General features: G+C 68.5%; 22 protein-coding genes and 1 pseudogene. 10 read left to right on the forward strand and 13 right to left on the reverse strand.

The window, feature by feature from the left end; all coding sequences use genetic code 11:
* The 3 genes and pseudogenes from H565_RS14495 to H565_RS14500 all read left to right on the forward strand — a co-directional run.
* A partial coding sequence (locus H565_RS14495; RefSeq protein ID WP_245576175.1) for a Tn3 family transposase occupies positions 1-884 on the forward strand: 884 nt, incomplete at its 5' end.
* On the forward strand, positions 881-1,591 hold the full coding sequence (locus H565_RS0106250; RefSeq protein WP_027460287.1) for a tyrosine-type recombinase/integrase: 711 nt from the start codon (positions 881-883) through the stop codon (positions 1,589-1,591). The genes H565_RS14495 and H565_RS0106250, both read left to right, overlap by 4 nt.
* 51 nt (positions 1,592-1,642) lie before the next feature.
* A pseudogene (locus H565_RS14500) lies at positions 1,643-2,218 on the forward strand (Gfo/Idh/MocA family oxidoreductase); the annotation flags it as partial.
* A 105-nt stretch (positions 2,219-2,323) separates the two neighbouring features.
* Here H565_RS14500 and H565_RS0106260 read toward each other — a convergent pair.
* The 8 genes from H565_RS0106260 to fsa all read right to left on the reverse strand — a co-directional run bounded on the left by H565_RS0106260 (position 2,324) and on the right by fsa (position 9,304).
* Positions 2,324-3,070 (reverse strand): alpha/beta fold hydrolase, encoded by a 747-nt coding sequence (locus tag H565_RS0106260; RefSeq protein ID WP_027460288.1) that lies wholly within the window; start codon positions 3,068-3,070, stop codon positions 2,324-2,326.
* Positions 3,067-3,837 carry an alpha/beta fold hydrolase gene (locus H565_RS0106265; protein WP_245576176.1) on the reverse strand — a complete coding sequence of 257 codons (771 nt, stop codon included), beginning with the start codon at positions 3,835-3,837 and terminating at the stop codon, positions 3,067-3,069. Before H565_RS0106265 ends, H565_RS0106260 begins: the two co-directional genes overlap by 4 nt.
* A 27-nt stretch (positions 3,838-3,864) precedes the next feature.
* Positions 3,865-4,503: a pyridoxal 5'-phosphate synthase glutaminase subunit PdxT gene (gene pdxT / locus H565_RS0106270; protein WP_051363449.1), complete on the reverse strand. Its 639-nt coding sequence runs from the start codon at positions 4,501-4,503 to the stop codon at positions 3,865-3,867.
* The gene (gene pdxS, locus H565_RS0106275) at positions 4,497-5,390 is read right to left on the reverse strand and encodes a pyridoxal 5'-phosphate synthase lyase subunit PdxS (protein ID WP_027460291.1); all 894 of its coding nucleotides are present in this window, start codon (positions 5,388-5,390) and stop codon (positions 4,497-4,499) included. The genes pdxT and pdxS overlap by 7 nt, the downstream gene beginning before the upstream one ends.
* Positions 5,391-5,451: 61 nt before the next feature.
* Entirely contained in the window at positions 5,452-5,841 is a 390-nt protein-coding gene (locus H565_RS0106280) for a response regulator (RefSeq protein WP_027460292.1), read from the reverse strand.
* A complete protein-coding gene (locus tag H565_RS0106285; protein WP_027460293.1) occupies positions 5,838-7,226 on the reverse strand; it encodes a LysM peptidoglycan-binding domain-containing M23 family metallopeptidase in 1,389 nt (462 codons plus the stop codon). Before H565_RS0106285 ends, H565_RS0106280 begins: the two co-directional genes overlap by 4 nt.
* Positions 7,227-7,307: 81 nt before the next feature.
* On the reverse strand, positions 7,308-8,582 hold the full coding sequence (gene rho, locus H565_RS0106290) for a transcription termination factor Rho (RefSeq protein WP_027460294.1): 1,275 nt from the start codon (positions 8,580-8,582) through the stop codon (positions 7,308-7,310).
* Positions 8,579-9,304 (reverse strand): fructose-6-phosphate aldolase, encoded by a 726-nt coding sequence (fsa, locus tag H565_RS0106295; RefSeq protein ID WP_027460295.1) that lies wholly within the window; start codon positions 9,302-9,304, stop codon positions 8,579-8,581. Before fsa ends, rho begins: the two co-directional genes overlap by 4 nt.
* 504 nt (positions 9,305-9,808) lie before the next feature.
* Between fsa and ileS the strand changes: the two genes are divergently transcribed.
* Together ileS and H565_RS0106305 are read left to right on the forward strand one after the other, a co-directional pair.
* On the forward strand, positions 9,809-13,102 hold the full coding sequence (gene ileS / locus H565_RS0106300; RefSeq protein ID WP_027460296.1) for an isoleucine--tRNA ligase: 3,294 nt from the start codon (positions 9,809-9,811) through the stop codon (positions 13,100-13,102).
* A gap of 116 nt (positions 13,103-13,218) precedes the next feature.
* Complete coding sequence (locus tag H565_RS0106305) at positions 13,219-13,416, forward strand: cation transport regulator (RefSeq protein ID WP_027460297.1); 198 nt, start codon at positions 13,219-13,221, stop codon at positions 13,414-13,416.
* A gap of 63 nt (positions 13,417-13,479) precedes the next feature.
* On the opposite strand, the gene H565_RS0106310 is transcribed toward H565_RS0106305, so the two are convergent.
* Positions 13,480-14,325, reverse strand: a complete 846-nt coding sequence (locus H565_RS0106310; protein ID WP_027460298.1) for a DegV family protein — start codon at positions 14,323-14,325, stop codon at positions 13,480-13,482.
* Between the two features lie 73 nt (positions 14,326-14,398).
* On the opposite strand from H565_RS0106310, the gene bshA reads away from it, so the two are divergent.
* Positions 14,399-15,541, forward strand: coding sequence for an N-acetyl-alpha-D-glucosaminyl L-malate synthase BshA (bshA, locus tag H565_RS0106315; protein WP_027460299.1), 1,143 nt, complete (start codon positions 14,399-14,401; stop codon positions 15,539-15,541).
* A 106-nt stretch (positions 15,542-15,647) separates the two neighbouring features.
* Here bshA and H565_RS0106320 read toward each other — a convergent pair whose 3' ends face one another.
* From H565_RS0106320 to sucC, 3 genes are all read right to left on the reverse strand, one after another.
* Entirely contained in the window at positions 15,648-16,214 is a 567-nt protein-coding gene (locus tag H565_RS0106320; protein ID WP_027460300.1) for a hypothetical protein, read from the reverse strand.
* A 131-nt stretch (positions 16,215-16,345) separates the two neighbouring features.
* Complete coding sequence (gene sucD, locus H565_RS0106325) at positions 16,346-17,257, reverse strand: succinate--CoA ligase subunit alpha (protein ID WP_027460301.1); 912 nt, start codon at positions 17,255-17,257, stop codon at positions 16,346-16,348.
* A complete protein-coding gene (gene sucC, locus H565_RS0106330; RefSeq protein WP_027460302.1) occupies positions 17,257-18,402 on the reverse strand; it encodes an ADP-forming succinate--CoA ligase subunit beta in 1,146 nt (381 codons plus the stop codon). Before sucC ends, sucD begins: the two co-directional genes overlap by 1 nt.
* Before the next feature lie 148 nt (positions 18,403-18,550).
* Between sucC and H565_RS0106335 the strand changes: the two genes are divergently transcribed.
* From H565_RS0106335 to H565_RS0106350, 4 genes are all read left to right on the forward strand, one after another.
* Positions 18,551-19,603, forward strand: coding sequence for a M24 family metallopeptidase (locus H565_RS0106335; RefSeq protein ID WP_027460303.1), 1,053 nt, complete (start codon positions 18,551-18,553; stop codon positions 19,601-19,603).
* 69 nt (positions 19,604-19,672) lie between these two features.
* Positions 19,673-20,137, forward strand: a complete 465-nt coding sequence (locus H565_RS0106340; RefSeq protein WP_027460304.1) for a YbjN domain-containing protein — start codon at positions 19,673-19,675, stop codon at positions 20,135-20,137.
* 134 nt (positions 20,138-20,271) lie between these two features.
* Complete coding sequence (gene deoC / locus H565_RS0106345; protein ID WP_027460305.1) at positions 20,272-20,934, forward strand: deoxyribose-phosphate aldolase; 663 nt, start codon at positions 20,272-20,274, stop codon at positions 20,932-20,934.
* A complete protein-coding gene (locus H565_RS0106350) occupies positions 20,924-21,505 on the forward strand; it encodes a Maf family nucleotide pyrophosphatase (protein ID WP_027460306.1) in 582 nt (193 codons plus the stop codon). The genes deoC and H565_RS0106350 overlap by 11 nt, the downstream gene beginning before the upstream one ends.
* Before the next feature lie 101 nt (positions 21,506-21,606).
* On the opposite strand, the gene H565_RS0106355 is transcribed toward H565_RS0106350, so the two are convergent.
* Positions 21,607-22,029 (reverse strand): OsmC family protein, encoded by a 423-nt coding sequence (locus H565_RS0106355; protein WP_027460307.1) that lies wholly within the window; start codon positions 22,027-22,029, stop codon positions 21,607-21,609.
* Positions 22,030-22,116: the final 87 nt, after the last annotated feature.

Consider the following 22,116-nt stretch of genomic DNA (forward strand, 5'->3'; position numbering starts at 1 on the left):
ACCTTCCCCTGGTCAAGCAGGAAAAGCCCATGGTGTACCCTTCTCCTGAGCCGAGTCTCTACTCGAAACCGTCCAAACTTTGGGGCCAGCCCACCAGTTGCATCTACTCCAGCATGAAGTCCTGCTCGTCGTCGGAAGTCGCCGCGATGATCGAGGGCGTGCTGCGCCACTGCACCGCGCTGTCCGTCGAGAAGAATTACGTGGATACCCACGGGCAGAGCGAGCCGGGCTTCGCCTTCACGCACCTGCTGGGCTTCAAACTGATGCCCCGTCTGGCGGATATCGCCCACCAGCGGCTGTACCTGCCGAATATGGCGTTCGCAGCGCAGGTGCCGAACTTGGCCGCTGTGCAGGCACAGCGGTCGATCCGCTGGGACCTCATCCGGCAGCAGTACGCGACGGCTCTGCGTCTCGGGCTCGCTGACCCCGAGGCCATTCTGCAACGCTTCACCCGGGCCAACGCCCAGCACCCGACCTACGCGGCCCTGTGCGAGTTGGGGAAAGCCATACGGACGATCTTCGTGTGCGAGTACCTGCACCGGGAGGAGGTGCGACGGGAGATTCACGAGGGACTGAATGTCATTGAGACCTGGAACGGGACGACCAACTTCATCTTCTTCGCCAAGGGTGGGGAGATCAGCACCAACAACCTCGAAGGGCAGGAAATCTCCATGCTGGCGTTGCAACTGCTGCAAAACAGCCTGGTGTACGTCAACACCCTGATGATCCAGCGAGTGCTGGGCAGCGAGACGTGGCGACAACGAATGACCGCCGAGGACTGGCGGGCGCTGTCACCGCTGATGCACCACCACATCAACCCTTACGGGGAGTTCAAACTGGACCTGACCCGCAGGCTCAAGCTGGAGGTCGAGGTGGACGCATGACACAGACACGACGCACCGGGGCGAAGAAGAAAGCGCGTGAAGTGGCGAAACTGCTGCGGGCAGAGCGGCCGGACTACGCCTACCTCAAGGAAGTGTTCCGTCACCTGCGGGCCGAACTGGAAGTGGAGGTGCCGGGACCGTCACGCCGTCTGCCGTGGGTGCCGACCGAGGAGCAGGTGCGGGCGTTTTACGAGGCGGTATGGCGCACGCGCCGCACCGCCGACCTCGTGCTGATCAAAACCTTCCTGTACACGGGTGTACGCGTGTCCGAACTGGTGATGATGCGCCTCGCGGACGTGGACCTGGACGCCTGCCAGATCCGGGTGAACCTGGGGAAGGGGAGCAAGGACCGAGTGGTGCCGTTCCCAGCGCCCTTCAAGGAGACGCTGGCGCTCCATATCGGCCAGAGACGACAGCAGGGAGGAACCTACCTGTTCGAGTCGTCGTGGAAGCGCCGGTACAGCGACCGCGGCGTGCGGCGAATGTTTGAGCGCTACACGGCTCTGGCGAACATTGACCACAGCCTGTCGCCGCACAAGCTGCGACACTTTCTGCTGACCTGGCTGAAGAAGCAGGGCCTTGACGACGCGCTGATTCAGCCCTACAGCGGGCACGCTTCCCGGCAGTCGTTAGAAATCTACTCGCGGCTGGCGCTGGGCGAGGCCCAGCGCGAGTACGACCGGGTGATCGGGCGCTTTCCCGTATAGCTCGGGAAAGCCTTCACTTTGCGCTCGGTAGCGGACTCCTTAAACCACCCCCACTTTCGCCGGGATGAGGCTCCTCCCGGCGCGGCGGACCGTTGCGGGCACTGCCCGGTGACGGGCTGCCCTTACGACGCCCGCCGGATTTACCCGCCCCGCGACCCGCAGGCCTGGCCCGTCACGGTGCTCACGGCGGAGGGCGTGCCGCTCGCCGACGCGCTGGCGCACGGGCCGTATGGCCGCTGCGTCTACGCGGGCGGCAACAACCAGCCCGACCACCAAACGGTGACGGTGACCTTTGCGAACGGGGTGGTGGGGACCCTTACCGTGAGCGCGTTTACCCACAACAACACCCGCACCCTGAAGCTGATGGGCACGCACGGCGAGCTGCGCGGTCACCTGGAGCGCGGCGAACTCGACTGGCATGACTTTGCATCGGGCACGGTGCTGCGGGAGGTCGTGGACACCACGGGCACCCACGGCGGCGGGGATGCGGGGTTGGTGTCGGCCTGGCTCGCCTTCCTGCGGCGCGAGGCGGACGTGCCCACGCCCCTCGCCGAGTCGCTGGATTCGCACCGCATCGCGTTTGCCGCAGAGCGGGCGCGGCAGCGGGGCACGGTGGAGGCGCTGTAACTGCGGGGTCTGGCCTGTGTCCCTTCTCCTCCCTGGCCGTGGCTGCTGATGGCTATTGATGGTCAACAAGTGAAAGTATTCACGATAAATCTGGTCGTGAAAGTTTTATTCCTCTATGGAGGCGAGAAAATCGAGGGTAAAGCGAGCGACGGCGCGGGGAAAAGAGTCGGTCAGGGCGTGGGTACCGCCCTCAACGTTGCGAATGAGGGCATGGGGAATGGCGCGGCAGATGGCCTGGACCGTCCAGCTCTGGATGACGGGGTCGCGGGTGCCGTTCAGCAGGAGGGTGGGTGCCCCGATAAAGGGCAGCAGAGGGCCAGTGTGGTGGCGGCTTTGGTCCTGGGCGAGGCGGTACATCAGGGCCGGACCAGAGCGGAGGTAGGCGGTGACGCCGGGGCACAGCAGGCCGGGGCGTTCGCGGGGGAGGTCGCGCAGGAGGCGGGCCAACTGCACGCGCACGCTGGGATTTTCGGGAATGCCGGTGGGGGCGCAAGCGACCAGGGCGGAGGTCGCGTGGGGGTAGCGGGCCGCGAGGTCAAAGATAACCTCCCCACCGAGGGAATGGCCAAAGACGGGGGCACCGCTCAGGCCAGTGACCTCCAACCAAGCGGCGAGGTGGTCAGTGAGGGCTTCAATCTGGCCCGGAAAGCCGGGGCGCCCGGCGCTGCGCCCGTGGCCGGGGGGGTCGTAGACATAGACGGTGCGGCTCCGTGCGAGTTCGCGCGAGACGCGGACGTACATCCACGAGGCGCAGCCCAGCCCCGGCACCAGAACCAGCGGCGGCCCTTCGCCGCGCACCCAGGCATGGGTTCGCAGGCCGCGCACGGTCACGTAAAGGGCGTGACCGCTCAAGCGGGGGCCTCTCCCCGCTCGGCGAGAAACGCCAGCACCAGCGCGTTGAACGGTTCGGGCGCGTCCACCATCACGACGTGCCCGGCGCGGGGAATCTCCGCGTAGCGGGCACCGGGAATGGCGGCGGCGAGGCGGCGGCCCAGGGCCGGGGGCACGAGGACATCCCGCGCCCCCCAGACCACCAGGGTGCGGGCACGCAGGTGCGGCAGCAGGTCCTGCACGCTGTCGCGCAGCAGGTCCCCAGCGCTCTGCCAAAGCTTGAGGGGGCCAGTGCGGGCCGCGTCCGCGAGCACGCGGGGCACAAAGGCCACCCGGCCTGCGACGGCAGCGCGGGGGAGGTGCAGGGCCATGCGGGTGCGGGGGCCAGCGAGGAGGCCGCTCGCGCAGGCGAGGACCAAGTTGGCCACCCGCTCTGGGCGCAGCGCCGCCACGTGGATGGCGATGTGGCCGCCCATCGAGTGCCCAATCAGGGTGACGCGGGTGAGGTTTTGCTCGTCGAGAAAGGCCGCGATAAGCGTGGCCGCCCCCCGCACGCCGGGCGAGCGGTGGTGGGGCGGCAGGCCATACCCGTAGGCGGCGAGGTCAAGGACATAAACCCGGTACGAGGCCGCGAGCGCGGGCACATTGCGCCGCCACCAGCGGCCCGACCCGCTGAGGCCATGCACGAGCAAGATGGGGTCGCCTTCCCCGGTCACGGTGTAACGCAGGGCCGCGCCCCCCGCACGGAACTCACGCGGGCGGGAACGGGAGAACAGCGGCAGAGGCACGCCCCGGAAGATAGGGCAAATCAGGCGTTAGGAGACAGGGACGCCTTCGCCCACCAACTCTAGGAAAAGGCGGTGCAAGCGGGAGTCGGCGGTCAGTTCGGGGTGAAAAGCGGAGGCGAGCACGCGACCTTGTCGGGCGAGGACCGGAATGCCCGCGTGGGACGCGAGCACCTCGGCCCCCTCCCCCACCCGGCTGAAGGCGGGGGCGCGGATAAAGACGGCGGGAAAGGGCGCCGCCAATCCGCGCACAGACAGCGGCACCTCAAACGAGTCCACCTGACGCCCAAAGGCGTTGCGGCGCACGGTCAGGTCGATGAGGCCGAGGCTGCGCTGCCGCCCGCCAAACTGCGGGGGGGCACCCTCCACCTCGCGGGCGAGGAGAATCGCGCCCGCACAGGTGCCCCACAGCGCCCCGCCCGCCGCGTGAAAGTCGCGCACCGGTTCCCACAGCGCGGAGTCGTCCATCAGCCGGGCCATGGTGGTGCTCTCGCCGCCGGGCAGAATCAGACCGCTGAGGCCGGCGAGGTCGGCGGGGAGACGAACCTCGCGGACAGCGGCCCCCAGCGTTTCCAGCATTTGGCGGTGTTCGCGAAAAGCCCCCTGGAGGGCGAGGACGCCGATGGGGCTGGCCGCTGGCCGCTGACGGCTGACCGCTTCTTTTACCATCCGCGTCCTGCGAGGCGGTCTTCGGGAATCAGGCTGTCGATGTTGATGCCGGTCATGGGAGCACCGAGGTCCTCGCTGATTTCGGCCAGGAGGGCGGGGTTTTGCCAGTGGGTGACGGCCTGCACGATGGCGCGGGCGCGGCGTTCGGGGTCGCTGCTCTTGAAGATGCCGCTGCCGACAAACACGCCGTCGAGACCCAGGTGCATCATCAGCGCGGCGTCGGCGGGGGTGGCGACGCCTCCGGCGGCGAAGTTCACGACGGGCAGCTTGCCGTGCGCGTGCACGTACTGCACGAGGTGGTAGGGGGCTTGCAGGTCGCGGGCCACGGTCATCAGCTCTTCGGCGGGGCGAGCCTGGAGAGCGCGGATTTCACCCAGCACGGTGCGGGCGTGCCGCACGGCCTCGACGACGTTGCCGGTCCCGGCCTCGCCCTTGGTGCGAATCATGCTCGCGCCCTCCCCCACGCGGCGCAGGGCCTCGCCGAGGTTCTTGGCCCCGCACACGAAGGGCACTCGGAAGTCACTCTTGAGGATGTGAAACTGGTCGTCGGCGGGGGTCAGGACTTCGGATTCGTCGATAAAGTCCACCCCGATGGCCTCCAGAATCCGCGCCTCCATGACGTGGCCGATGCGGACTTTCGCCATCACCGGGATGGTCACGGCGGCCATGATTTCCTTAATCAGGCGCGGGTCGCTCATGCGGGCGACGCCACCGTCCTTGCGGATGTCAGCGGGCACGCGCTCCAGGGCCATCACGGCGGTCGCCCCGGCAGCTTCGGCAATCCGCGCCTGTTCGGGCGTCACCACATCCATAATCACGCCGCCCTTGAACATCTCGGCAAAGCCTTCTTTGAGGGCGGGGGTTCCGGTCTGCGGGGTCTGGGTCATGGGGGCAGGGTAGAAAAAAACTGGCCCCCTTGCCAGGGTCAGTTCTGGCATGACGAAGGGGTCAGTTTGGCGAGGGCGCGAGGCGGCGCAGGCAAGCGAGGAGTTCGGAGGGGCGAAAGGGCTTGACGAGGTACTCGCAGGTCAGTTCGGCGGGCAGGGCGGGCGGGCGGTTGAGGCCGGAGAGAAAGACGACCGGGGGAAGGCGCTGGCCGAGCTGGGCGTGCAAGCGGCGCACCGTCTCGAAGCCGTCCCAGGGGGCCATCAAGACGTCCATCACGATGACATCGGGCAGGCGGGCGCTTTGCTCCAGGGCGGCGAGGGCCGCGGGGCCGCTGCGGGCGGGCGTGACGGCGAAACCCTGAAGTTCGAGGGTGAGGGTCAGCAGTTCGAGAATCTGCTGCTCGTCGTCGACGACGAGCAGGTGCAGCGCTTCCCCGCTGGGGGCGCTCACGGGAGCAGGGGCAGCGGGTCGACCGCCTGTCCGCCGGGGCGAACCTCGAAGTGGAGGTGGGGACCGGTGCAGATGCCGGTGCAGCCGACAAAGCCCAGCAACTCGCCGGGGGCGACGACCTGTCCGGTGCGCACCGCCGTGCGGCTGAGGTGGCCGTAGACCAGGGTGGTGCCGCCCCCCTGGGTGAGGACATTCAGGCCGTACGCGCCGTGGCCGCTTTCCACGACCGTGCCGCCCGCCGCCGCGTACACCGGGGTCCCGGCGGGGGCCGCGAGGTCGATGCCCCCGTGAAAGACCTGCTTGTGATAGTCGATGTCCTCTTCTCCGAAACGGCTGGTGAGCCGCGCCCCGTGCACGGGCCAGCGCAGCCCGGCGACCGGGCCGACCCCGGCGGGGCGGACGAGGGGGGCGGAACGGGCGGCGGCCTGCGCCTCGGCTCTCTGGCGCTCGCGTTCGCGGCGAGCGGCGGCCCGCGCGGCGAGGGCGGCCTCGTACTGGGCCTGGCGCTCGTAGCGCTCGTTGAGCTGCTGGCGCTGGGGGCTGTTTTTCCAGGCGAGGTAGGCGGCGTAGCGGTCGTACTTTTCCTGCAATCGCGCTTTGCGCTGGGCGAGGTAGGCTTCGTAGCGGGCCTGGCGCTCGTATTTTTCCTGAAGTCGCTCGCGTTCGCGCTGACGGGCTTCGGCCCGCTGGCGGGCGGCTTCCTCGGCCTCGCGGCGGGCGAGCAGGCGCTCATGGAGGGTGCTGGGAAAGACGCCGGGGAGCAGCAGAAAATCCCCCGGCCCCAGGGTCGTGGGCAGCACGCCGTTCGCCCGCGCGGTGGCGGCGAGGTCGGCTCCGTAGCCCGCCAGCACGGAGAGGGCGGTTTGCCCCGGCTTGAGGCGCACGAGCAGCCCGCGCTCGGCGGTGGGAATCCAGAGGGTCTCCCCCGCCCGCAGGTCGTCGAGGCTGGAGCGGTCCAGGTTGGTGCCCAGCAGCTCCAGCTCCCGCAGGCCGTGCCGAGCCGCCACGCTGCCGAGGGTCTCGCCGGGCTGCACCCGGTAGGGCACGACCGACGCTGGGCGAAAGGGAGCGCGGCCAGGGGGCGAGACGGGCGGCAGGGGCAGCGCGACCTCGCCGCCGGGCAGCGGGGTCACTGCCGCCGCTGGCACCCCGTAGCGCCGAGCGAGCTGCGCGGGGGCCTCGCGGGTCACGACGACCAAGCGTTCAGGCCGCTCGCGCACGAGCTGCACGCGGGGCAGGGCCGCGCCGAGGCGCTCGGCGGGGCCGGGCAGGGGGAAAAGGCCCCCTTGGGCGCTCGCCGCAGGGGCCAGCAAGCAGGCGGCGAGCAGCAGGGGCCAGGGCCGGAAAGAATGCCCCCGCAGGGGGCCTAAGGGGAACTCACGCACGCGGACTCCGGAAGGACGCGGTCCCACGCAGGGGGAAGAGAGAAAAGGGGGTGGGGCCGGGGAAAGGCGTGGGGGGGCTGGTTACCCCGCCAGGCTGGCGAGGAACTCGATGTTGTTGCGGGTCTTGCCCATGCGCGAGAGCAGCATCTCCATCGCGTCGGCGGGGTCCATGTCGGAGATAACCTTGCGCAGCAGCCACATCTTTTTCAGGACTTCGGGCTGCAGCAGCAGTTCCTCGCGGCGGGTGCCGGACTTCAGGATGTCGAGGGCCGGGAAGATGCGGCGCTCTTCGAGGCGGCGCGAGAGGACGAGTTCGGCGTTGCCGGTCCCCTTGAACTCCTCGAAAATCACGTCGTCCATGCGCGAGCCGGTCTCGACGAGCGCGGTCGCCAGGATGGTGAGGCTGCCGCCCTCGCGGATGTTGCGGGCCGCGCCCAGGAAGCGCTTGGGCCAGTGCAGGGCGTTGGAGTCCAGGCCGCCGGAGAGGGTCCGGCCAGTGGGCGGCGTGACGAGGTTGTTGGCGCGGGCGAGGCGGGTGATGGAATCGAGGAGGATAACCACGTGCCCGCCTTCCTCCACGATGCGGCGGGCGCGTTCGTGGACAAACTCGGCCACCCGGACGTGGTGCTGGGGCGGCTCGTCAAAGGTGGAGGCGATGACCTGCGCGCCCTGCACGCTCTCGCGGAAGTCGGTGACTTCCTCCGGGCGCTCGTCGACAAGGAGGACCATCACCGTCACATCGGGGTAGTTCTTGACGATGGAGTTGGCAATCTTTTTCAGCAGGGTGGTCTTGCCCGCCTTGGGCGGCGCGACAATCAGGGCACGCTGCCCGCGTCCGATGGGCACGAGGAGGTCGACCACCCGCAGGGAGAGGCTGTCGTCCATCAAGGGGTCTTCGAGGACGAGCTGCCGGTCAGGGAAGGTGGGCGTGAGGTCGTCGAAGCGGGGGCGCTTGCGGGCCGAGTCGGGGTCCAGGCCGTTGACGGCTTCGACCTGCACCAGAGTGCCGTAGCGCTCGTTTTCGCGGGGCTTGCGGGCGCGGCCAATAACCTCGTCCCCGGTGCGCAGGTGAAACTGCTTAATCAGGCCCGCCGTGACGAGCACGCTGCGAGAAGCGGGGTCGAGGAGGTCAGCTTGCAAGAAGCCGTAGCCGTCCGCGCTGATTTCCAGGAAGCCGCGGGCGAGGACCTGCCCTTCGGCCTCGGCCTGACGCTCCAGGATGGCGAGGGCCAGGGCGTCTTTTTTCAGCTTGCGGTAGTTCTCGATGCCCAGCCCGGCGGCAATCAGGTGCAGTTCGGGGAGAATCTTGTTCTGCAGCTCGTGGTAGGGCAGCGGGGCGCTGGGGGGCGGGGTCACTGCGGGGTGCCTCCCTGGGCGGTCACGCCGCCCTGCTGCGGATTGGTGCCGGCTTCGCTCGCGGGCGTCTCCGGACTGGCCCCGGCCCGCTTGGCCCAGTCGGCGAGGAAAGCGTCGAGGCCCGCTTGGGTGAGGGGATGCTTGATCATTGCCGTGAAGACCTTGTAGGGGATGGTCGCCACGTCCGCCCCGGCGAGCGCGGATTGCACGACGTGTTGCGGGTGACGAATGGAGGCCGCGAGCACTTTGGTGGGGATGTCGCCCAGCACGTAGGCTTCCTTGATTTGCCGAATCAGCTCGGTGCCGTCCCAACCGATGTCGTCGACCCGGCCCGCGAAGGGAGACACGTAGGTGGCCCCGGCGCGGGCGGCGAGAAGGGCCTGCGGGACCGAGAAACACAGGGTCACGTTCGTCTTGATGCCCTCATTCGTCAGGGTCTTGCAGGCTTGCAGCCCGGCGGGCGTGAGGGGCAGCTTGACCACGACGTGCTCGCTCCAGCCCGCGACCTCGCGGCCCTCCCGAATCATGCCCTCCGCGTCGAGGGCGGTGACTTCGGCGCTGATGGCCCCGCCGACAAGCCCGGCTATCTCCTGAATGACCTCCTTGAAGTCGCGCCCCGAAGCGGCCACCAGGCTGGGGTTGGTGGTCACGCCGGAAAGGACGCCCCAGGCGTGAATCTCACGGACCTCGTCGACGACGGCGGTATCGATAAAAAATTGCATGGTCAGCTCCTTTATAACGGGTGAAGGGAAGGGGGATGTTCGGCGGCGTGCTCCAGCGGGGCGAGGGAGTAGGGTGATTGTATCCCTGTGTATCACACCACGCTCACGCTCTGGTCAGCGTCGGGGGGCGGGCAGATTGACCCCGGCCATGCTGCGCGCCTACCATGAGCGTCACTCCCTGCGGGGGGTGAGCAAGGCAAAACGAGGCGACCGCGAGGCCAGTACGCGGGTACAGAGGCCCTTTTCAGCGAGTCCGGGATGGTGCGAGCCGGGCTGAGGGCCGCCCCGCCGAACATCCCCTCCCGCGCCGGCGGAAGAACGGCCCCCCGTAGGCCCAGTAGACCCGCCCGGACCCCGCCCCCCGGCAGAGGGCTTAAAAGAGGCCGCTTTTCCTCTCACGAGCGGCGAAGTTGGGTGGTACCACGCGTAAGAGTTGTCCCCGGCGCGTCCCAGCAGCCTAAGAGCTGGGGCGCGCCGTGCCGATTGTTTTCACAAGGAGTCTCCATGACAACCACCGAATCCCAACCCACGACCTCTCCCCTCTTCGAGCCGGTTCCCTCGCAGCCCCGCTTCCGCGAGTTGGAAGCCGGGGTGCTGGAGCGCTGGCAGCGCGAGCGCATCTTCGAACGCACCCAGGAGCGCCGCGAGGGCCAGCCGGAGTTCGTCTTTTATGAGGGGCCGCCCACCGCGAACGGCAAGCCCGCGCTGCACCACGTTCTCGCGCGGTCGTTCAAGGACCTCTTTCCGCGCTACAAGGTCATGCAGGGCTACCATGTCACCCGCAAGGGCGGCTGGGACACCCACGGCCTTCCGGTCGAAATCAGCGTGGAAAAGAAGCTGGGTTGGCTGGGCCGCAACCACGGGGCGAGCCGCGAGGAGGTCGAGGCCTTTACTGAGTTGTGCCGCGCGTCGGTTTGGGAGACCATTCAGGACTGGAACACCTTCACCGAGCGCCTGGGCTACTGGGTGGACCTCTCGGACCCGTATATCACGTACCAGAACCGCTACATCGAGAGCGTGTGGAACCTCTTGAAGCGCCTGCATGCGAAGGGCCTCCTCGCGCAGGATTACAAGGTGGTGCCCCTCTCGCCGCGCATCTCGACCACGCTCTCGAAGGCCGAGCTGGGCGAGGTGGACAGCTACCGCATGGTGGATGACCCCAGCGTATACGTGCGCTTTCCGGTGATTTGGGAGACGTTGCCGGAGCGGGCGCGGGCGGCGCTAGGAGTCCTCGGCGAGGAGGACCGAAAGGGCCTCGCGCTCGTCGTGTGGACCACGACCCCCTGGACGCTGCCGAGCAACACGCTCGCGGCGGTGAATGCGGACCTTACCTACGTGGTCGCGCGGGCTGAGGGAAGGGGTGGCCCCATCATCGTGGCGGCGGAGGCGGTCGAGCGCCTCAGCGGGCTGCAGAAGAACGCCGCGCCGCTGGAGGTGCTCGCCTCCTTTCCTGGCCGCGACCTGGAGGGGGTGGAGTACGAGCCTCCCTTTCCGGAGGTGGCCACCGAGCTGGGCGTCCTGAGGGAGCTGCACGAGCGGAACGCGGAGGGCCGCCCGGTGATGCACTTTGTCACGCTGGCCGATTTCGTCTCGGCGGCGGACGGCTCCGGCGTGGCGCACGAGGCCCCGGCGTACGGGGCAGAGGACCTCGAACTCGCCCGCAAATACGGGGTGCCGCTGATGTTCGGGGTGGACGACCACGGCATCTTGCAGGTGACGGGCGAGCGCGGCAAGTTCTTCAAGGACGCGGACAAGGGGTTGATGGCGGACCTGAAGGCGCGGGGGCTGATGTTCCACGCGGGTACCCTGCGCCACCGCTACCCTTTCCACGACCGCACGGGCGACCCCATTCTCTACTTCGCCAAAAAGGGCTGGTACATCCGCACGAACTCGGTCGCGGAGCGGATGCTGGAGACGAACGAGCACATCAACTGGGTGCCGCCGGGCATCAAGCACGGCAGATTCGGCAACTGGCTGGAGGGCAATGTCGACTGGGCCATCTCCCGCGAGCGCTACTGGGGCACGCCGCTGCCGTTTTGGATGTCGGAAGACGGCGACCTGCGGGTGGTCGGCAGCGTGGCGGAACTTTCGGAGCTGACGGGGCGCGACCTCTCTGGGCTGGACCTGCACCGGCCCCACATCGACGACGTGACCTTTGAGCTGGAGGGCAAGACGTACCGCCGGGTGCCGGAGGTGCTCGACGTGTGGTTTGACTCCGGCGCGATGCCCTACGCGCAGTGGGGCTTACTCACCGACGAGACGGGCGAGCGGGCGCTGCCGGGGACGGAAGCCAACAAGGCGCAGTTCGAGCGGCACTTTCCCGCCGACTTCATCTGCGAGGCGATCGACCAGACCCGCGGCTGGTTTTATTCCCTGCACGCCATCGCCACGATGCTCTACGACCAGCCCGCCTACCGGAACGTGATTTGCCTGGGGCACATCGTCGACGAGCACGGGGCCAAGATGAGCAAGAGCAAGGGCAACGTGGTCGAGCCGCTGCCGCTCTTTGACCGCTACGGGGCGGACTCGGTGCGCTGGTACATGTTCATGGCGTCGGACCCCGGCGACCAGAAACGTTTTTCTGAGCGGCTGGTCGCCGAGGCGCAGCGCTCTTACGTGAACACGCTGTGGAACGTCTACGCCTTTTTCGTGCTGTACGCGAACCTCGACCGCCCCCGGCTGGAGGACGCGCCCGCCGTCTCGGAGCGCCCGGAGATGGACCGCTGGCTCCTCGCCCGGCTGGAGGAGACGGTGCGGGACGTGACGGCGAGCCTCGACGCTTTTGATGCGAGGGGCGGGGGCCGGGCGCTGGAGCGCTTCGTGGGGGAGCTGAGCAACTGGTACGTGCGGCGGAGCCGCTCGCGCTTCTGGGGCGAGGGAGGGCAGGTTGACCTGAGCGCTTACGCCACCCTGCATGAGGCCCTGCTGACGGTCTCGCAGCTCACGGCACCCTTCACGCCCTTCCTGGCCGAGGCGATGTACGGCAACCTCACGCGGGGGCAGGGGGCCGAGAGCGTGCACCTCACCCGCTGGCCGCAGGTGCGCGAGGAGCGGCTGGATGAGCGCCTGACTTCGGAGATGGCCGCCGTCATCAAAGTGGTCGAGCTGGGCCGGGCGGTGCGCGGGACGCATAACCTCAAGACCCGGCAGCCGCTGGCGAGCGCGACCGTGCGGGCGGGGTCGCCAGAGCGGACCGAGGCCCTGCGCCGCTTCCAGGCGCAAATCATGGAGGAGCTGAACGTCAAGTCGCTGACCTTCCTGGAGGGCGTGACCGACCTGGTGACCTACAGCCTGCGCCCGAACCTCCCGGTGCTCGGCAAGGTGTACGGCAAGGCCCTCCCTGCGGTGCGGGCGGCGCTCGCAGCGGCAGACGCGGCGGCGGTGGCCCGCGCGGTGCAGGCCGGGGAGAGCTTCACGGTGGAGGCGGACGGCCAGAGCTTCACGCTGATGCCAGAGCAGGTCCTCGTGGACGCGAAAGCCCCGGAGGGCGTTGCCGCCGCCGAGGACGCTGGGTTTCTCGTCGCCTTTGACACCACGCTGACCCGTGAGCTGGTCCTGGAGGGCCTCGCCCGCGACCTCGTGCGCGGCATTCAGGAGGCGCGGAAGGCGGCGGGCTTCGAGGTGCAAGACCGCATCCGCCTCGCGCTGGCGCTGGAGGGAGATGCCCGCGAGGCCGCCGAAGTGTGGCGCGACTTTATCGCTGGGGAGGTGTTGGCTGAGGAACTGACCTTCGGCGCGGGCGAGGGGGGCTTCGCGGCGGAGGTGGAGGGGGGCACGGCGTACCTCACGCGGGGTTGAGGGGATGAAGGGGAGGGGGGCGGGCTTTGCGGGTCTGCCCCCCTCCCGCCCTTTACCGGGCTGGAGCCTGGGCCTCAGCAACGCTGTACATGATGGGGGCGGTCAGGAGGAACCCTATGCCCTACCGCAGCATTGCCGACCTGCCCGCGGCCCAGGTGGACCAGTACACCGAGCACCAGAAGGAAGCTTTTCTCAAGGCGTTCAATCGCGCCCTGGAGGAATACGGAGACGAGCACCGCGCGTTCGCCGTCGCCCATACGGCGGCGAAAAACGCGGGCGGGGAAGAGCGGCGCGGGGGCAAGGGCAAGGGCTGAAGCTGCCGGGGGCCAGCCGTGGTCTAGCCACAGGCCGACTTTACCCCCGGCGCGGGCGCGGGCCTACGCCAGCACGGGCCGCGCCATCAGCCCGTAGGTGCCGGGGCCGACGTGGGCACCGATGACCGGGCCGAGGAGTTGCAGGCGGCCCCGGACCACGTTCAGGCGGCTGGCCTGCACCGCCCCGCGCAGCTCGGCGATGCGGGCGGGGTCACGCCCCGCGTGGCCGATGGTGACGGCGACGGGTTCGCGCCCGAAGTGCGCTTCGAGCTGCGCGAGGATGTCCCCGGTCGCCTGCGCCCCCCGCACTCGGCGCACGGGCTTCAGGCGTCCGGCATCAAAGCGCAGCACGGGCCGCACTCCCAGCATGTTGCCGATGAACTCCTGCGCCCGCGAAAGCCGCCCGCCCCGGCGCAGGTATTCCAGCGTGGGCACGGTGAACTCGGCCAACTGCTCCGCTTGCACGGCGGCGACGGCAGCTTTGGCCGCCGCGAGGTCGCCGCCCCGGTCGAGGGCCTCCCGCGCGGCGAGGGCAGCTTCGGCCAGGGGGATGGAGGCAAAGCCGCTGTCAAGGATATGGATACGGCCCTCCGCGCCGAGGGCCTGCGCGGCTTGCCGGGCGTGCGCGACGGTGGCCGAGAGGTGCCCGCTGATATGCAGGCTGAGAATGACGTCGTGGGTGGCGAGCAATTCGCGGTAGACCCGCTCGAAGGCGGCTTGGGGGGCGGGTTCGGTGCTCACCTGCCCGCCCGCACGTTGGTGGTCGTAGACCGCGTCGGGGTCGACTTCCTGCCAGTCGAGAAGGGTCCGCCCATTCATCAGGACCCGCAGGGGGACCAGGTGGAGGCCGAGCTGCCGGGCCGCATCGGGAGCAAGGTCGCAGGTGGAATCGGTGACGACGGCAAGCATGATGGGGGCAGCCTACGCCGGGGGGTCGCACAAGTTCGTCACAGGTGGCCCGCCCGCCTATACTCCGCAGGCGATGACGACTTCCCCTTCCCCCGACAAGATTGCCGTGCTGTGCCATACCGGGGCGGGCGGCTCCGGCGTGGTGGCGACCGAGCTGGGGCTGATGGTGGCCGCCGCCGGGCGCGAGGTGCACTTCGTGGGGTCGGCGGTGCCCTTTCGGCTGGCGGGCCAGCGCGGGCTGCGCGGGCCTTACTTTCACCAGGTGGGGGGCTTTGCCTACGCGCTGTTTGACCAGCCCTATCCGGAGCTGGCAGCCACGAACGCGCTCAGCGAGGTCATCTTGGAGCACGGGGTCAGCCTCACCCACGCGCACTACGCGATTCCGCACGCTTCGGCGGCCATCCACGCCCGTGAAATCACCGGGCGCAGCCGGGTGCTGACCACCCTGCACGGCACGGACGTGACCCTGGTGGGGGCCGAACCCGCTTTTCGGCACACCACCCGCCACGCCATCGAGCGCAGCGACCACGTGACGGCGGTGTCGCAGTTTCTGGCCGACCAGACCCGCGAGGTCTTCGGGGTCGAGCGCGAGATTGAAGTGATTCACAACTTCGTGGACGCCGAGCGTTTTGTGCGGGTCACCGACCCGGCCCTGCGTGCCCGCTTTGCCCACCCGGAAGAGGCACTGATGGTCCACATCAGCAACTTCAGGCCAGTCAAGCGGGTCGAGGACGTCGTGCAGGTCTTTGCGCGGGTGGCCTCGGAGATTCCCGCCCGGCTGCTGATGGTCGGAGACGGCCCAGAGCGGCCCCGCGCCTTTGAACTCGCGGGGCAACTCGGCGTCATCGGGCGCACCCACTTCCTGGGGTCCTTTCCCGACGTGGAGGGGGTGCTGGGCATCAGCGACCTGTTCTTGCTGCCCAGCAGCAACGAGAGCTTCGGCCTCGCCGCGCTGGAGGCCATGAGCTGCGAGGTCCCGGTGGTCGCGGCCCGTGCGGGCGGGGTGCCGGAGGTCGTCGAGGACGGCGTGACGGGCTTCCTCGCCCCGGTCGGCGACGTGGACGCGATGGCAGACGCGGCCCTGCGGATTTTGCGCGACCCGCTCCTCTACCGCCGCCTGGGGCAAGCTGCGCGGCAAGCAGCCCTCACCCGCTTCCACCCACAGCGCATCGTGCCCCAGTATCTCCGCGCTTACACCCGGACGGTGCAGGGCTGACGGCGGGGGGCCTGTGCCCCCTCCTTTGGATGGCTGCAAGTGAATATTTTCACGATAAACCAGGTCGTGAAATATTTATTTCCTATGAGGATATGGGCGTAACCGCTCAGCGACCGAGTTCGAGGGTGACGCGGGCCACGCCGTCTTTGAAGGGGGCGATGCGGACGGCCCGCCCCACCTCGACCTCAAAGGCGTTCCAGCCGCGCACGAGGCTGACGGCGTAGCCGCGGCTGGCCTGCACGTCGACGTCACCGCTGACCCACACCACAAAAAGGGTGCCGCGCTCGGTGTCGAGGGTGACCTCGCGTAGGGGTTCGCTCGCGTCGCGCTGGCCGCTGCGGTTGAGGTCGCGGTAGGTGAAGAACTTGAGTTCGGCGGTCTGGGGCTGGGCGCTCACGCGCACGGGGTCGAGGACGCCCGGCCAGGCGACGTTGCGGGGGCTGAGGGCCGTCTGTGCCCGGAAGGTGGGCGGGGAGGTCGGAATCTCCAGACGGAAGGTGTTCCCCGTCACGGGCACGCTGACAAGTTCCTCCAGAGGCTGCCCTGCCGGAGAGACGGCCCAGCCGCTGACCCGCAGGTCGCTCGGCACGGTCCCGACCACAGTTCCCGTGACGGACAGGGCGGCAGCCGTCCCCAGCAACAGGGCAGCAAGGGCCAGGGCGCGAGCGTTCATGGCTTCAGTGTACGCGCGGGGCTGACGGCGATGTGACGCCGGGGGTGAGGACAACCGGAGGGGAGGGGAGGGGAGGGGAGCGGCGCGAGCGCACCCCTTCCCTCCCCTCCCCCGGTCCGGCGGCCCAAGCTTTAGGCGGTGACGTTCAGCGCCCGTTTGACCAGGTCGACGATTTCCGGCATGGTGTCGGCGACGGGCACGCCCGCGGCCTTGAAGGCGGCGAGCTTGCTCTCCGGGGTGCCGACGTTGCCCATGATGATGGCGCCCGCGTGGCCCATGCGCTTGCCCGCGGGGGCCGAGCGGCCCGAAATAAAGGCCACGACGGGCTTGTTCATGTTCTGCGCGATGTACTCGGCAGCAGCTTCCTCGTCCGCGCCGCCGATTTCGCCGATGACGACCACAGCGTCGGTGTCCGGGTCGGCCTCGAACATGGGGAGGACGTCCGCGAAGGTCGTGCCGATGACCGGGTCGCCGCCGATGCCGACGGTGGTCGAGGTACCCAGCCCCGCGTCGTTGAGGAGCTTGGCGGCCTCGTAGGTCAGGGTACCGGAGCGGCTAATCAGCCCGATGCGGCCCGGCTTCTCGTAGATGCGGTTGGGCATGATGCCGACCTTGCATTCGCCGTTGGTGACCAGGCCAGGGCAGTTGCCCCCGATGAGGCGCACGCCCGGCCCGCCCTGGGCGCGGCTTTTCTCGTCGAGCTGCTTGACCTCCTGCACGGCCCGCATCATGTCGACGGTGGGCACCCCTTCGGTAATCAGCACGATGAGGGGAATCCCGGCATGCGCGGCTTCAAGCACGGCGTCGGCGGCCCCGGCGGGGGGCACAAAGATGATGGAGACGTTCGCGCCCGTCGCGGATTTCGCTTCCTCGACCGAGTTGTAAATTGGCCAGCCCTCGAACTCGGTGCCGCCCTTGCCGGGGGTCACGCCCGCGACGACCTGGGTGCCGAAATCGCGCATGGCGCGGGAATGCGAAGCGCCTTCGCGTCCGGTCATGCCCTGCACGATGACCTTGCTGTTTTTGTCCACGAGGATGCCCATTACTTGTTCGCCTCCTTGGCGGCCTCGTCGGCGGCCTCGAACATGGTGGGGTACATCTGGATGAGGGGGCTATTCACCTGCGCGAGCAGGCTCCGCGCCTCTTCCTCGGCGGTCCCGGCGATCCGCATGCGCACCGGCTTGGTCAGGATGCCCTCTTCGAGGGCCTGAATGACGCCCTTGGCGACCTCGTCGGCGCGGGTGATGCCGCCGAAGATGTTGATGAAGATTGCTTTGACGTCGGGGTCTTTGGAGACCAGCTTGACCGCATTGTAGACGATGTCGGCCTTCGCGCCGCCGCCGATGTCGAGGAAGTTGGCGGGCTTGGCCCCGGCGCGGTTGACCACGTCCAGGGAGGTCATCACGATGCCCGCGCCGTTGCCCAGCACGCCCACGTTGCCGTCAAGCTTGACGTAGGCAAAGCCGTACTTGCTGGCTTCGATTTCGAGGGGGTGCTCGGCTTCCAGCTCGCGCCACTCGGCGAGGTCCTTGTGGCGATACATCGCGTTGTCGTCAATCTCGAACTTGGTGTCGAGGGCAATCGGCGTACCGTCCGCGTCCACAAAGAGGGGGTTAATCTCGACAAGCACGGCGTCCATCTTCAGGGCCGCTTCGCTCATCTTGACCATCATGTCGGCAATCTTGTTCAGGTTGCCCTTAAAGCCCGCCTTGATGGCGACCGCCCGCGCCTCAAAAGGACGCAGGCCCGTCACGGGGTCGACGCGGTGCTTGATGATTTTTTCGGGGGTGGCTTCGGCGACCTCTTCAATCTCCATGCCGCCTTCCGCCGAGGCCATCAGCGTGTAGCTCTGGACATTGCGGTCGACAATCATGCCGACGTAGTACTCGGTTCCGGCATCGATATCGACGGCCTTGGTCACGAGGACCTTTTTGACGGTGAGGCCCTTGATGTCCATCCCCAGGATTTTCTCGCCGTTTTCAAAGGCCTTGTCGATGTCGGGGCTGAACTTCACGCCGCCCGCCTTGCCGCGGCCCCCGACGTGCACCTGCGCTTTGACGACGACGGGCTGCCCGTACTCGCGGGCGATTTGCCGCACCTCGTCGGGCGTGTAGGCGACCTTGCCTTCCTGCACGTTTACGCCGAAGCGGCGCAGCAGTTCCTTGCCCTGATACTCGTGAAGTTTCACGACGCTGTTCCTCCTTGGGGTGGTTGCGGCCATGGGTGGCCTGTCTTTTGTCCCGGTCACGGAGTATAAGCCGCCTCACGGTGACTCCGGCACCTTGTCCCCGTAGGGGGGACAGCTCCCCCCACGCCTTGTGTTACGGTGCCCGCCGATGACAACACTGGAGCAACTGAGGGCGGCGCTGAGGCAGGCCGGGGTGGATGCCCTGTGGGTGAGCGACCCGGCGAACGTGCGAGCGGTGAGCGGCTTTTCGAGCGGCAAGGACGGCAAGGTGCTTGTGACCGGGACGGAGGCGGTGCTGTATACCGACGGGCGGTACACGGTGCAGGCGCAGGAAGAATCGCGCCTAGAGACGTCCATCGCCCGGCCCCCGGAGACTTACCGGGACGCGGCGGCGCGGGTAAGGGGCCTGCGCGTGGGCTTCGAGGCCGAGCATCTGACGGTCGCGGGCCTGGAAGACCTGCGGGCGCACTGGGAGGCTGAGCTGGTGCCCACCCGCGGGCTGGTCGAAGCGCTGCGGCGGGTCAAGACGCCGCAGGAGGTGGAGGCGATTCGGGAAGCGCAGGCGCTGGCCGACCGGGTGTATGCAGCGGTGCGCCCCATGGTTCGGGCGGGGGTGCGCGAACTCGACGTGGCGCTCGAACTGGAAACCGGATTGCGCCGGGCCGGGGCGGAGGTGGCTTTTGACGTCATCGTCGCGAGCGGGCCGCGGGGGGCGATGCCGCACGGGGTGGCCAGCGACAAGGTCATTGAGGAGGGTGAGCTGGTCACGATTGACTTTGGGGCGCGGGTGCGCGGCTACCACTCGGACATGACGCGGACCCTGGCGGTGGGCCGCCCCTCGGACGAGCTTCGCCGGGTGTATGGAGCGGTGCTGGAGGCGGAGGAAGCTGCCGTCGCCGCCGTGGGGCCGGGGGTACGGGCGGCGGACCTCGACGCGCTGGCGCGGGGCATTCTGGAGCGGCACGGCCTCGCGGCGGCGTTCGCGCATTCGCTGGGGCACGGGGTGGGCCTGAACATCCACGAGGGGCCGGGGCTGCGCGGCACGAGCGAGGACGTGCTGGAACCCGGCATGGTGGTCACAATTGAGCCGGGCGCATATCTGCCGGGATTGGGGGGCGTCCGCATCGAGGACCTCGTGCTCGTCACGGAAAGGGGCCATGAGGTGCTGAGCCGGGCGGCCAAGGAGGCGCTGCCGGAGTAGGCCGCTTGCCGGGACAGCGGGTGTTAGAATCTGCGCCGGGTTTCACCCCCACAGAGAGAGGAGTTTCAAATGACCATGGAAACCGCACTGCTCACGCTGGACACCATCGCCAAATACCTGCGCGACAAGGAAGTTCAGCTCGACATCGAAGAACAGGGGGGGCAGCGCTTCATCCGCATGGGCTGGCGCTTCGAGATGGGGGACGCCGCCGTGCTGGTGTCCGTCAATGACGGCCCCAACAACACCAGCCGCCTGGAAATCACCTGCGTGACCCAGAAGAACTACGCGGACCGCCGTCAGGAAGTCATGAGCATGCTCAATGACCGCAACCGCGAGCGGGCTTTCTCGCGCTCTATCGACGCTGAGGGCAATGTCTGGCTGGAGTACGTGGGCTTTTACCCCACCCTCGCCGAAATGCCCCAAGAAACCTTTGACACCCTGTTCGGCGGCGTCCTGGTGCACTTCCAGGATGACTATGCCGCCCTGGAAGGCTACCAGCCGCAGGGCATGCAGGTGCAGCAGCCCCAGGCGTAAGGGGCGGGGGTGGGGGATTCCTCGCCCCTCTTTCTACGGGACATAAGTGATATATTTCACTATAAGCCTGGCTCGTGAAGGAGTTCTCCGTCAGGGGGACGCTGGTGGCGTGGGAAGCCAGTATGCTGCGGGCGATGAATCTCGCGCCCTACATCGACCATACGCTGCTCAAGGCCACCGCGACCCCGGATGACATCCGGCGACTGTGTGCCGAGGCCCGCGACTACCGCTTTGCGGCGGTGTGCGTGAATCCCGTCTATGTGCCGCTGGCTGCCGCCGAACTCGCCGGGTCGGGGGTCAAGGTCGCGACCGTCTGCGGGTTTCCGCTGGGGGCCACCCTGCCGGATCAAAAGGCCGCCGAAGCCCGCCTCAGCGTGGAGGCCGGGGCGGACGAGGTGGACATGGTGATTCACATCGGCGCGGCCCTCGCCGGGGACTGGGAGGCCGTCGAAGCCGACGTGCGGGCCGTGCGGGAGGCGACGGCGGGCCGGGTGCTCAAGGTCATCATCGAGACGTGCTTCCTCCAGGAGGAGCAAAAGCGCCGGGCGACCGAAGCCGCCGTTGCGGGCGGCGCAGACTTCGTCAAGACGAGCACGGGCTTTGGCACGGGCGGCGCGACGGTAGAAGACGTGCGGCTGATGGCGGAGGTCATCGCGGGCCGGGCGCAGATTAAGGCGGCGGGCGGCGTCCGCACCCCGGAGGAGGCGCGGGCGATGATTGCCGCAGGCGCGACCCGCCTGGGCACGTCGGGCGGCGTGGGCCTGGTGCGGGGCGGGGAGAACGGCTCTGGCTACTGAGGCTCCCGCGGTCATCCTGGCTTCCGGCAGCCCGCGCCGCCGCGACCTGCTGACGAACCTCGGTGTCGCCTTCTGGGTCGTCGTGAGCGGTGAGGACGAGGCGAGCGACGAGCGTGACCCCGCCCGCCTCGCCCGGAGCCTCGCCCGGCAAAAGGCCGCGGCGGTGGCCCGGCAGCACCCCGGCGCGGTGGTGGTCGGGGCCGATACGGTGGTCGCGCTGGGGGAAGGGCTGCTGGGCAAGCCGCGGGACGAGGCCGAAAACCGCGCCTTTCTGCGGCGGCTGGCGGGCCAGACTCACCAGGTTTACACCGGGGTCAGCGTCTTCGCCCCGAATGGCGAGGAAAGCGGCGTCGAGCGCACCGACGTCACCTTCCGGCCCCTGTCGGACGCCGAGATTGCCCACTACGCCGCGACGGGCGAGGGGCTAGACAAGGCGGGGGGCTACGGCATCCAGGGGGTGGGGATGGCCCTCGTCGCCCGAATCGAGGGCGACTATTCCAACGTGGTCGGCTTTCCGCTGGGGCTGGTCATTCGGCTGCTGCGGGCGGCGGGGGTGCGGGTCTGGGCGTAGGGCTTGTGGCGGGCAGCTTGTCGCTCGTGGAGAAAAGGAGGAAGGTAGGGAACGTTCCGGGACGTTTCCCCACCTCGCCTCTCCTGGCCCCACGCCAGGGGCTACACGCTGGCGGCGGCCTCCGCTTCGACCCGCGTTTCCACGACCACTTCGCTGTTGAGGCTGGCCGCGACCGAGCAGTACTTCTCGTGGCTGAGGTGCGCGGCGCGCTCCAGCGCTTCGGGGGTGAGGCCCTCGCCACCGGCGATGTGGCGCACGACGATGCGGGTGTAGCGCCGGGGATGTTCGTCGGCCCGCTCACCCTCCACCTCGATGCGGTAGCTCGTGAGCTTGATGCGCTTTTTGCCCATGACCTGCACGACGTCGTAGGCGGTGCAGGTGGCCAAAGCCCCCAGGAGGGCCTCCATGGGCGAAACCCCGATTTTGGTGGCGCTGTTGTCGATGAGGAGTTGATGCCCGCTTTCGCTCACGCCGACGTAGCGCTGTTCGCCCAGCCAGGTCACCTGCAAGGTCTTGAGGCTCATGGCCCTAGCTTAGAGCATGGGAAGCGGTGCCCGGCGGCCTTCCTCAGGCTTGGTGGAGACGCGCTGGTGGCCGGCAAGACCGCTGAG

The organism is Deinococcus murrayi DSM 11303, assembly GCF_000482805.1.
Taxonomy (GTDB): domain Bacteria; phylum Deinococcota; class Deinococci; order Deinococcales; family Deinococcaceae; genus Deinococcus; species Deinococcus murrayi.